The organism is Terrabacter lapilli (genome assembly GCF_039531305.1).
GTDB lineage: Bacteria > Actinomycetota > Actinomycetes > Actinomycetales > Dermatophilaceae > Terrabacter > Terrabacter lapilli.
Genome location: NZ_BAAAPU010000007.1, coordinates 685253 through 697009, shown reverse-complemented (window position 1 = coordinate 697009; position 11757 = coordinate 685253). Strand labels below are relative to the sequence as shown.

Annotated in this window: 6 protein-coding genes; all 6 read right to left on the bottom strand. The window is 74.7% G+C overall.

What is annotated here, in order from left to right; genetic code table 11:
* Window positions 1–539, bottom strand: a 539-nt coding sequence (locus ABD241_RS11165) for an isocitrate lyase/PEP mutase family protein (protein ID WP_344063491.1), incomplete at its 3' end; no start/stop codon positions are given.
* Between the two features lie 117 nt (window positions 540–656).
* A complete protein-coding gene (locus tag ABD241_RS11160; RefSeq protein ID WP_344062065.1) occupies window positions 657–2690 on the bottom strand; it encodes a multicopper oxidase family protein in 2034 nt (677 codons plus the stop codon).
* Between the two features lie 308 nt (window positions 2691–2998).
* Window positions 2999–7978 carry an ATP-dependent helicase gene (locus ABD241_RS11155; RefSeq protein WP_344062062.1) on the bottom strand — a complete coding sequence of 1660 codons (4980 nt, stop codon included), beginning with the start codon at window positions 7976–7978 and terminating at the stop codon, window positions 2999–3001.
* Window positions 7979–8046: 68 nt separating this feature from the next.
* Entirely contained in the window at window positions 8047–8475 is a 429-nt protein-coding gene (locus tag ABD241_RS11150; protein WP_344062059.1) for a universal stress protein, read from the bottom strand.
* A gap of 90 nt (window positions 8476–8565) precedes the next feature.
* Window positions 8566–10362 (bottom strand): selenocysteine-specific translation elongation factor, encoded by a 1797-nt coding sequence (selB, locus tag ABD241_RS11145; RefSeq protein ID WP_344062056.1) that lies wholly within the window; start codon window positions 10360–10362, stop codon window positions 8566–8568.
* A gap of 3 nt (window positions 10363–10365) precedes the next feature.
* Window positions 10366–11706 (bottom strand): L-seryl-tRNA(Sec) selenium transferase, encoded by a 1341-nt coding sequence (gene selA, locus ABD241_RS11140; protein WP_344062053.1) that lies wholly within the window; start codon window positions 11704–11706, stop codon window positions 10366–10368.
* Window positions 11707–11757: the final 51 nt, after the last annotated feature.

The following is an 11757-nucleotide window of genomic DNA, read 5'->3' as shown; positions in this document are numbered from 1 at the left end:
GGGACGAAGAACGTCGAGGCGCCCGCGTCGAGGAAGGCCCGGCCCCGCTCGATCGCGTCGGCGATGACCTCCCCGGGATCGCGGTCGCCGGCCTTGAGGAACGCGTCCGTGCGCGCGTTGAGCACGAAGGGTATGCCGGCTCGCTCGCCCGCCACGACGGCAGCCTCCACCGCCCGCACGGCGTCGGGCAGCGGCCTCATCCTGTCCTCGAGGTTGGCGCCGACGATCCCCACGTCGATCGCGCGGGCCACCGTCTCGCCCGCGTCGCCGTAGCCGGCCTCGAGGTCGGCCGTCACGGGCAGGTCGACCGCGGCGGCGATGCGCCCGACGGCCTCGATCATCAGGTCGCGCGGGATCTGCTCACCGTCGGGATATCCGTAGGCGGCCGCGATCGAGTGACTGGCCGTCGCCAGGGCCCTGGTGCCGGGGACGTCGGCGACCACGCGCGCGGTGATGACGTCCCACACGTTGACGAGCAGCAGCAGCTCCGGGTCGCGGTGCAGGCGTAGCAGCTCCTGAGCTCGGGCGGCGGCGTCCATGGGTCAGGTCCTCTCGTGGGCGGCGGGGCCGGGCGACCCTGGCGTCCGACAGCCCAGCGTCCCACAGGTCGGCGCCTCGCCGGCCTGTCGGTCGGGCCCCCTCGAGGGGCCTGCGGCTCACCCGTCCGGTTGGCCGGGTTGGGCGGGCCCGATCCGGTACGGCCGCATCATCTCGTTGTCCTCGTGCTCCACGATGTGGCAGTGCCAGACGTACTGACCCGCCCGCCCGAACCTCGCGCGGATCCGGGTCACCTCGCCGGGGTAGGCGATGACCGTCTCCTTGAACCCGCTCTCCCAGGCCTCCGGCGGGCGCGGAGCGCCCAGGAGCCGAGCCGGCGGTTCGGCCTCTCCGGCGTCGTTGACGACGAGTCCCTGCCGGTTGAGCACCTGGAACGTCGTCTCGTGGACGTGGATGGGGTGGGCGTCGGCCGTGAAGTTGTGGATCTCCCACACCTCCGTGTCGTCGAGACGGGGGTTCTCGGTCACGTCCTCCTCCCACATCATCCCGAGCGGCATGCCCTCGGCGTCCAGCTCCCCGAGCCTCGCCTGGGCCGGACCGTCCCAGACGCTCGAGGCGATCTCGACGAGGGCGAGGCGGCGGGTGCGCGTCGCCCGCGGGAGCGAGGGGACCGGCGGGAGGACGAGGAACTGCGCCGGGGTGCTCGGGTCCGGAGTCCGTGCCGGGCGGACCCGGAACTGCAGCACCCGTCCGGTCGTGCTCGGGTCGGCCGCGTCGAAGTCGCCGGGCGCCTCACCGCCGCCGAAGGGCTCGTCCGGCCCCACGTTGCCCAGGACCCAGCTGCCCACCGGGACGTCGGTGAAGTCCACGATCAGGTCGAAGCGCTCCGCCGGTGACATCAGCAGCCGGTTGCCGTGGTCGGCCGTCAGGTTCACGGGCCTGGCCAGGAACCCGCCCTCGTTGCCGATGACCCACACCTTCACGCCGGGGATCTGGCCGAAGTCCAGGACGAGGAAGCGCGCCTGGCACCCGTTGAGCAGGCGCAGGCGGTACCGGCGCTTCTCGACCTCGTGGAAGGGCCACGTGTTGCCGTTGACCATGATGGCGTTGCCGAAGAACTCCGGGTTCCAGATCGGGGAGAGGTCGGAGTGCGGGACGAGACCCGGGTCCTGCGCCGTGGCGCCATCGAAGAACTCGCGGCTGTCGGGATAGAAGAGCGACCCGTCCCGGTTGAAGGCGCGGTCCTGGATCGCGAGCGGGATCTCGTAGTACGTCCGGCGGGACGGGAACGCGTCTCCGGCCCTGGGTCCGGGTCCCGGCAGGACGGCGGCGCGACCGGTGCGACGGTCACGGATCGCCCCCTCACCCGAGGGACCACCCCTGACGAAGAAGAAGCCGGCCGGCCCGGCGTAGACGTTGACGCGCGTCATGCCGAGGGTGTGGTCGTGGTACCAGAGGGTCGACTCGCGTTGGTCGAGCGGGTACTGGAAGACGGCGTATCCCCGCCCCCAGCTCGCGCCGAAGCCGCTGGCGGCCTTGCGCCGGAAGAAGCCGTGCCAGGTGCCCTCGGTCGCATACCCCTGCGGGACGTTCTTCGCCGCCGGGAGGAACCACGCCTCGGGGTAGCCGTCGCTCTCGTCGCCGACGCCGACGGCCCCGTGGACGTGGGTGACCATGGGGACCGGTCCTGCGTACGGACCGGGCGTGGACCTGAAGGTGGGCCTGGTGTCCCGGCCCGTGGTCCCGCCGGGTGGGTTGGCCCAGTGGAGCGTCGGGTCGACCGGCAGCAGGTGCGGCAGGTAGTTGCCCCGGTCGTCGACGAGACCGTTGACCCACTTGATCCGTACCGGGCGCCGCCATCTCCCCTCGATGGTGAGCGAGGGCGCGCGGTGGAGCAGCAGTCCGCTCGTGCTGGCGGAGCGCAGCGCCCCGTAGCCCCACACCGTGGTGGCCGGCAGGCCGGTCGGGAGGATCTGCTGGCTGAACTGCTCGACCGAGATCTCGTAGTAGTCCGCAGAGGTGCCGTCCTGGAGCGTCAGCGTGCCGGCGCGCGGCATCACCGGGGGGACCAGCAGCGGCGTGACGAACTTCGGCACCTTCGCCGGGTCGAGGGTGCCGCCGGGGATGCTGGCGACCGCGTACGGTGTGCCTCCCGGCCCCCAGGCGTAGAGGACGAAACCGGCCCCTGTCACCCCCGCTGCCCTGATGAAGCTCCGTCGGCTGAGCTCCCGACCCCGGACAGGTCTCTCGTCGTTGCTCACGATCACCACGCCCCCTCGGCCTCCGGCGGCTGGGTCCAGCACCCCGCTCACCGGGTCTTCTGTCTGCCTCCAACAGCGTGGCAGCGGCAGTGGTTGCCTGAGTGCAGAATGGGCGGTCCCTGTGCCAACCTTGGACAACCGCTGGGGGCAATTCGCCCGTTTTTCAATGCTATTCGGCTGACTCGTCTGGGCATCGGGGGCCGTGGCAGGCCTCGGAGACGGAGCACCAGCGACGCAGATCAGCGGCGCAGACGGAGTCCTCGCGGGGTCATGTGGAAGCCGGCCTGCGACAGCGCCTGGACGAGCGGGTGGCCCGAGCCGAGCACCGAGGCGCCGTCGGCCTTCTCGACGGTGAGGCGGCCCAGGGCTCCCTCGCGGACGGCAAGGGCGAGGGCGTCGGCAGCCGCCTGCAGGTGCTCGGGGTCCTCGGACCAGCACAGCATCGTCTTGCCGCCCCGCTCGACGTAGAGCACGAGCTCGCCGTCGACGAGCACCACCAGGGCTCCGGCCTTGCGACCGGGCTGGTGGCCCTTGCGGCGCGACGACTTCGGGGTGGCCGCACCGTCGCCGGCTGGGTTCCCTGCACCGGATCTTGTGGCACCGGTGTTCGCGTCGCGGGTGCCCGCGTCGGCGGCCGGCTCGTCGGCGGCGTCGGTCAGGCCCCGCTCCGGCCAGCCGATGGCGGCGCCGTACGGGTTGGCGGGGTCGCTCGCGGCGAGCACCAGGGCGGGTGGCCCAGTGCGTTCACGGCCGGCGCGACCGCCTCGGCCACCTCGGCCGCCCTGCGCCGTCGGTGACGGGGTGAGCCACTCGTCGTCCTCGGCGGGGTCGACCCGGCGTCCCCCGGCCTCCGCATCGTCGGCTCCGCCGCCGGGCAGCCGCGACATCGAGCGGAGCCGGTCGACCGCCCCGGTCGAGGCGAACTGCGAGGCGCCGAGCCCCTCGACGAAGTAGCCCCGGCGGACCTTGCCGGCCTCCTCGGCCGCGGCGAGCACCCGGTAGACGGCGGCGAACCCGCCCGGCACCTCCTCGGTGCCGACCGAGCCGCGGGTCAGCACGCCGTAGCGGTCGAGGAGCAGCTCGGCGTTGGTGACGGCGCGGACCGTGGGATCGGTCTCGGCGGGCGGCAGGGCCGTCCAGCGCCCCACCCCGGTGGACGGACCGGACCCCACCGCGCGCCCCGCCGCCAGGGCCTTGGACGCCGCCGCGTCCTCGGCGGCCTCGACCTGTGCCGGGCTCGTGCCGGCGAGCGCACCCCGCAGCGAGCCGAAGCGGCCCAGCGAGCCGCGCCGGCCGGCATACCGCGTCGACCGGGGGGCGGAGGAGGTGCGCTTGTGGGCGGTGCGGCCACCAGCGAGCAGCGCCCGCAGGGGCGCGATGGTGTCGTTGGTGACGCGGCCCGACCAGAGGAGCGACCAGAGGGCGTCGTTGAGCTCGGTGTCGCCGAGGCCCACGCGCGTCGCGAGCGCCCGGAAGAAGTACGCGCCGCCGCCCTCGAGCGCGTCGAGGACCGCGCGCTCGTCGTCGGTGAGCTCCATCTCCTCGGGCGGCGTGAGGGTCAGCTGTGCGGCGTCGGCGAGGTGCAGGCTCACCCAGCCGTCGTCGCCGGGCAGCGAGCCGTGGCCGCGCCACACGACGTCGCCGGCGCTCATCACCTCGTCGAGCAGGGCGGGGCGGTAGTCGGCCACCCGAGCCGGCAGGACGAGCGACTCGAGGGCGCTCGCGGGCAGCACCGCACCGGTGAGCTGCTCGACCGCCCGGAGCAGTCCCTCGCGTCCACGCAGTCCGCCGCCGACGCCCTGCCACTGCGGCAGGAACCGGGCCAGGTCCGCCTGCGCGACCGGCTCGACCTCGTGGCGCAGGGCGGCCAGCGACCGGCGGCGCAGCAGCCGGAGCACCTCGGCGTCGCAGAACTCCGGGCCGTGACCGCCGCCGTTCTCGGTGGGCAGCAGCTCGCCCTCGACGACCCGGCCCGCGGAGACGAGGCGCCGCAGCGCGTCGTGGACGACCGCCGGACCGACGCCCCACCAGGCGGCGACGGTCTGGACCGCGAACGGCCCGTGCGTGCGGGCGAAGCGGGCCACGAGGTCGGCGAGCGGGTCGGGGACGGGCTCGAGGAAGGCCTGCGGCACCCCGACCGGCAGGGAGGTGCCCAGGGCGTCGCGCAGGCGGGCGGCGTCCTCGATGGCGGCCCAGCGGTCGTCGCCGCCGACGCGCACCGCGATGACCCGGCGCGCCGCCTCGAGCTCGGACAGGGCCGCCTCGACGGACGCCGGCGCGAACCCCTCCGCGGCCCGGGCAACGACGTCGCGCAGCGACAGGGGGCCGAGCACCCGCAGCAGGTCGGCGACGTCTTCGGCGTCGCGGGCCCCACGTTCGGGGGTGAGGCGCTGCAGCTCCGCCTCCGTGCGCGCCACGGCCTCGGGGTCGAGCAGGTCACGCAGGGCGAGCGCCTCACCCTGGCCGAGCAGCTCGGAGAGCAGCGAGGGGTCGAGCGCGAGTGCCGCGGCCCGACGCTCCGCCAGCGGCGAGTCGCCCTCGTAGAGGTACTGGGCGACGTAGCCGAAGACGAGCGACTTCGCGAAGGGGCTGGGCTGGCGCGACTCGACCTCGACGACCGTCACGGCGCGCGAGCGGATGTCGCCCATCAGCTCGACGAGGCCCGGCACGTCGAAGACGTCCTGGACGCACTCGCGCACGGCCTCGAGCACGATCGGGAAGCTGGGGTACTGGCTCGCCACCTCGAGCAGCTGCGCTGCGCGCTGGCGTTGCTGCCACAGCGGCTGACGGCGGTCGGGCCGGCGGCGCGGGAGCAGCAGCGCCCGGGCGGCGCACTCGCGGAACCTCGCTGCGAACAGGGCGGATCCGCCGATCTCCTGGGTGACGAGCTCGCTCACCTCCTCCGGCTCGAGGGTGACGAGCTCGACGAGCTGCTGGCCGATCGCGGCGCCGTCCTCGAACTCGAGGTCGGGCAGGCGGAAGACGATGCCGTCGTCGCCGTGCATGGCCTGAACGTCGATGCCGAACCGTTCGCGCATGCGCGCCGCGACGCATAGCGCCCACGGGGCGTGGACCTGGCCGCCGAACGGCGAGAGCACCGCCACACGCCAGTCGCCGATCTCGTCGCGGAAGCGCTCGACGACGATGGTGCGGTCGTCGGGGACGTGGCGAGTGGCCTCCTTCTGCTCGGTGAGGTAGCCGATGAGGTTGTCGGCGGCCCACTCGTCCAGCCCTGCGGTGCGGACCCGCTCGCGCGCCCGCTCGGGCGTGAGGCCGACGATCTCGCGGACGAACCCGCCCAGCGCGCGGCCGAGCTCGGCCGGCCGTCCCTGCTGGTCGCCCTTCCAGAACGGCAGCTTGCCGGCCTGTCCCGGCGCGGGCGTCACCAGGACCCGGTCGTGGGTGATGTCCTCGATGCGCCACGTCGACGTGCCGAGGGTGAAGACGTCACCGACGCGCGACTCGTAGACCATCTCCTCGTCGAGCTCGCCCACCCGGCGACCGGGCCCCTCGCCCGAGGCGAGGAACACGGCATACAGCCCCCGGTCGGGGATGGTGCCGCCGCTCGTGACCGCCAGGCGCTGGGCGCCGCGGCGACCCGACAACGTGTCGGTGACGCGGTCCCAGACGATGCGCGGGCGCAGCTCGGCGAACTCGTCGGACGGGTAGCGGCCGGCGAGCATGTCGAGCGTCGCCTCGAGGACCGAGCGCGGCAGCGACGCGAAGCTCGCGGCGCGGTGGACCAGGGCCTCCACGTCGGCGACGGTCCAGTCGTCCATGGCGCACATCGCCACGACCTGCTGGGCCAGCACGTCGACGGGGTTGGCCGGGATGCGCAGCGACTCGATGGCACCGGCGCGCATCCGCTCGACCACGACGGCCGTCTGCACGAGGTCGCCGCGGAACTTCGGGAAGAGCACACCCTGGCTGACGGCGCCGACCTGGTGGCCGGCGCGGCCGACGCGCTGCAGCCCGCTCGCCACCGACGGCGGGCTCTCGACCTGGATGACGAGGTCGACGGCGCCCATGTCGATGCCGAGCTCGAGGCTGCTCGTCGCGACGACCGCCGGGAGCCGGCCGGCCTTGAGGTCCTCCTCGATGGTCGCGCGGTGCTCCTTGCTCACCGAGCCGTGGTGGGCGCGGGCGAGCACGGCCGGCGCCCCTCGGGTCGACCCGGCCTGGGCCATCACCTGCGCCGGCGGCGACGTCGACAGGGCCGCGAGGCTGGGCGAGGGGAGTCCCTCCTGCTCGGCGAGGCGCTCCTCCCAGATCTCGTTGAGGCGCGAGGTCAGCCGCTCGGCGAGGCGGCGGGAGTTGGCGAAGACGAGGGTCGAGCGGTGGTCGGCGATGAGGTCGACGATGCGTTCCTCGACGTGCGGCCAGATGCTCGCCTGCGGTGCGTTGCCGGCCGCCGGGCCCGAGAGGTCGGGCACCCCCGGTGAGATCTCCGCCGGCGCGCCGGACAGCTCGCCCATGTCGGGGACGGGCACGACGACATCGAGCTCCCACTGCTTGGTGGACTCGGGCTGGACGATCTCGACCGGGCGGCCACCGGCGAGGTAGCGCGCCACCTCCTCGACGGGGCGCACCGTCGCCGAGAGCCCCACGCGCTGCGCGGGCTCGGGCAGCAGGGCGTCCAGCCGCTCGAGGCTGAGGGCCAGGTGCGCGCCGCGCTTGGTGCCGGCGACGGCGTGGACCTCGTCGATGATCACCGTGTGGATGCCCTTGAGCGCCTCGCGCACCGAGGAGGTGAGCATGAGGAAGAGCGACTCGGGCGTGGTGATGAGGATGTCGGTCGGCGTGCGCGCGAAGGCGCGGCGTTCGTTGGCCGGCGTGTCGCCGGACCGGACGCTCACGCTGATGTCGGGAGGCGGCAGCTCGAGCCGGGCCGCGGCGTGGCCGATGCCGACGAGCGGGGCCCGAAGGTTGCGCTCGACGTCGACGGCGAGCGCCTTCATCGGGGAGACGTAGAGGACCCGGCAGCGTTCGAGGCGCTCCTCGGGCACCGGCTCGCTCGCCATCCGGTCGATGGCCCACAGGAACGCCGACAGCGTCTTGCCCGAACCGGTCGGTGCCACGACGACGCAGTGGTGGCCCGAGCTGATCGCGTCCCAGGCGCCGGCCTGGGCGGTGGTGGGTGCGTGGAAGCTGCTCCGGAACCACGCTGCGGTGGCCGGGGAGAAACGGTCGAGCACGTCGGCTGGCTTGCCCTTGGTCATCGGGGCCAGCCTGCCATCCCGCACCGACAGACCGCGCCGTGGCGCAGTCCGAGCCGCGGCCGGGAACGTCAGCGTTGGTGGACGACGAGCACCGGGCAGTGGCCGTGCTCGGCGCAGGCGGAGCTGACCGAGCCCAGCAGCATGGCGGCGAAGCCGCCGTGGCCGCGGCTGCCGACGACGACCAGCGAGGCGTCCTTGCTCGCCTCGAGCAGGACGGTGCGGGCCGGTCCGTGCAGCACCTCGGCCACGAGTCCCGCCGGCCGGTCGTCCCCGAAGACCTCGTCCAGCGTCTCGTGCAGGACCGTCTCGGCGTCGACGTCGGGGCGCCAGTTCACGTCGACCGGGGAGTTGAAGGCCTGGGGATACTCCCACGCGGTCACCGCGCGGATGGGCACGCCCTCGACGGCAGACATCCGGGCCGCCCACCGCAGCGCCTCCTTGGAGGACTCCGACCCGTCGACCCCGACGACGACCGGTCCCGCGTGCTGCTCGACCATGAGCGGTCTCCTCTCCTGCGTCATCCCCATCGTCCCGGATTGCGGGGATCGGCGCGGGCCCTTGGACCGACCCTCAGGGTGTGGTTCGTCTCAGCGACGGACCTCGCGGTGCGAGCCGTCGAGACGCCGGGTCCAGCCCCGGCCGTCGAGGTGCTCGAGCAGGGGGATGACCGTGCGGCGCGTCGAGTCGAGCGCGAGACGCGCCTCGCTCGTGGTGAAGGGCTGCGGCAGCCCCGCGAGCACGCGCATCGCCCGTGCGGGCGCCGTCGGCAGCAGGACGATCTCCGGGGTCAGCCGCACGAGCCGTCCGGCGCTCTCGGCCGCCGCGAGCTGGCGGGGGCCCAGCCCGGCGGCGTCCAGCTCGTGCTGCTCGGGTGCCGTGAAGGGCTGGTCGGCCAGCCGCCGCTCGATCTGCACGAGCGCCGCCTCGACGGAGGGGTCGAGCGTGGCCCGGACCCCCGGGATGCCGACGCGTCCGGAGACGACCTCGAGGCCGCCGGCGGCCGCGACGTCGGCGAGCAGTTCCCGGTCCGGCACGCCTGCCGCAGCCCGGGCGGCCTCGAGACTCAGGGTGGGCTGCATGGGGTGCGCGTGCGCGTGCTGCTCGAGCGCCTCCCGCAGCGTCCGGGTCCAGCCGTGCCACGCCTGCTCAGCGACGAGCCACTGACCGCGCCGGAGCACGCCGGGAGCGGGGTCGCCCTCGTCGCCGAGGGCGTGCCCGAGCGCGACGGCCTCCGCGACGGCGAGCACTCCACGCCGGTGCACCTCGTAGGACAGGTCGGGTATGCCGTCACCCTCCGCCAGCGCGGCCAGCTCGGTCGCGCGCCGCTGGGCTGCACCACGGCGGGTCAGCTCGGGCGGGTCGGTGTCGAGGACCCTGGCACCCGCCAGCACCGTCTGCGCGCCGGGGTCGCGCAGGATGACCCGGTCGCCGGCCTGCAGCGGGAGCACGCGCGGGAAGCTCAGCCGGGCGAGCCGGTCCGACAGGGGGCGGAGCCGGGTCTCGAGAGCAAGCGTGCCGACGTGCGCCATGACGTGGGTCGGCGCCTCCCGCGCGACCGGTGGGTCGAGCGCGACGTCGACGACCGAGGTCGTGTGCCAGCGTCCTGCCGCGAGCAGCACGTCGCCGCGGCGCACCTCCTCGGCGCCCAGGCCCCGGAGGTTGACCGCCACCCGGGCGACGGCCTCGACCGTCTCGCGAGGCTGCTCGAGGGACTGCAGCCCGCGCACCGTGACCTCGACGTCGCGATGACCGCCTCGGGCGAGGACGAGGCGGTCACCCACCGCGATGCGCCCCTGGCCGAGCGTGCCGGTGACCACGGTGCCGCTGCCGCGGATGGTGAAGCTGCGGTCGACCCAGAGCCGCGCGCGGGCCCGGGTGTCAGGGGCCGGCAGGTCGGCGACGAGACGGCCGAGCGCGTCCTTCAGCTCGTCCATCCCCCGGCCCGTCCGGGCGGAGACGGCCACCGCCTCACCCTCGAGCCCGGCAGCGCGCAGGCGCTGTCGGGCGTCCTCGAGCGTCGCCTGCGGGTTGGCGAGGTCGCTGCGGGTCACGGCCAGCACGCCGTGGCGCAGCCCGAGCGCGCGGACGGCGGCGAGGTGCTCCTCCGACTGCTGGCGCCACCCCTCGTCGGCGGCGACGACGAAGAGCACGGCCGGTGCGGGCCCGAGCCCGGCGAGCATGTTGCCGATGAAGCGCTGGTGGCCCGGGACGTCGACGAACGCGACCTCGGCGCCGGTCGGCAACGTCGTCCACGCATACCCGAGGTCGATGGTCAGGCCCCGGCGGTGCTCCTCCTCCCACCGGTCCGGCTCGATGCCGGTGAGGGCGCGCACCAGGGCGGACTTGCCGTGGTCGACGTGGCCGGCCGTCGCGAGCACGTGCACGGCTCAGCCCTCGGCGACCTGGGCGACACCGTCGCCGCCATCTCCGCCGTCGCCCGGGTCGACGCGCAGGACCGCGCGCAGGGCGACCTCGAGGACGTCGTCCGCCTCGGCCGGGATGCAGCGCAGGTCGACGAGGCACCGCCCACGCTCCACGCGGGCGATGACGGGCGGCTCGCCGAGCCGGAGGGCCTCGGCACAGCCCGGAGGCAGCTCGACGGCGACGCCCGGCAGCGGCATCCCCGGGGCTGCTCCCCCGCCGACGGCGCCCGCCACCTCGACGACCCCCCGGCCGAGGGCTGCGGCAAGGCGTTCGGTCCGGGCGCGCAGGACGGCCGGGTCTGCGTGCAGGTCGGCGACCACGGGCGGGACGGGGCCGCGCAGGGTGGCCTCGAGCGCCGCGAGGGTCAGCTTGTCGACGCGCAGGGCACGGGCCAGCGGGTGCCGCCGCAGGCGCTCGACGACCTCGGCGTCACCGAGGACGAGCCCGGCCTGCGGCCCGCCGAGCAGCTTGTCGCCGCTGGCGGTCACGATCGCGGCACCGGCCTCGAGCGCCGAGGCGGCGTCGGGCTCGTCGGGCAGGAGCGGGTCGGGACGCAGGAGGCCGCTGCCGATGTCCATGACGACGGGTGCGCCGAGGGTGGCCAGCTCGCGCACGTCGACCGCCGAGGTGAAGCCCTGGATGCGGAAGTTGCTGGGGTGGACCTTGAGGATGCAGCCGGTGTCGGGCCCGACGGCGTCCCGGTAGTCGGCCAGGCTCGTCCGGTTGGTCGTTCCGACCTCGCGCAGGCGGGCCCCGGTGGAGGCGATGAGGTCGGGCAGCCGGAAACCGTCGCCGATCTCGACGAGCTCGCCGCGGCTGACGACGACCTCACGGCCCGCGGCCAGCGCGGTGGTGGCGAGCACGAGCGCCGCCGCGCCGTTGTTGACGACGAGCGCGTCACCGGCGGCCGGCACTGCCTCGCGGAGCGCGGCGAGGGTGGCGCGGCCACGGCGGGCACGGGCACCGGTGACGAGGTCGAACTCGACGTCGACGTAGCCGGCGGCCGCGGCGACGGCCTCGACCGCCGCCCGCGACAGGGGCGCCCGCCCGAGGTTGGTGTGCACGACGACGCCGGTGGCGTTGAGCACCGGTCGCAGGCTCGTCGTGCGCGCCGGCAGGTGCGCGAGCGCCGCGGCGACGACCTCGTCCGGGCCGATCTCACCGGTGCGCGCCTGCTGCTGCGCCCGGGTGACGGCGGCCTTGACGGCCGCGGACCCGTGCCGGGCCACGGCCTCGGCGAACGCCGGGAGGGCCAGCACGGCGTCGGTGCGCGGGATGAGCCGCCGCGGGTCGACCTGCGACACCTGCCACTCCTTCCGCACCGGGACGCGCTGCCCGGTGCCGGGTCGACACCG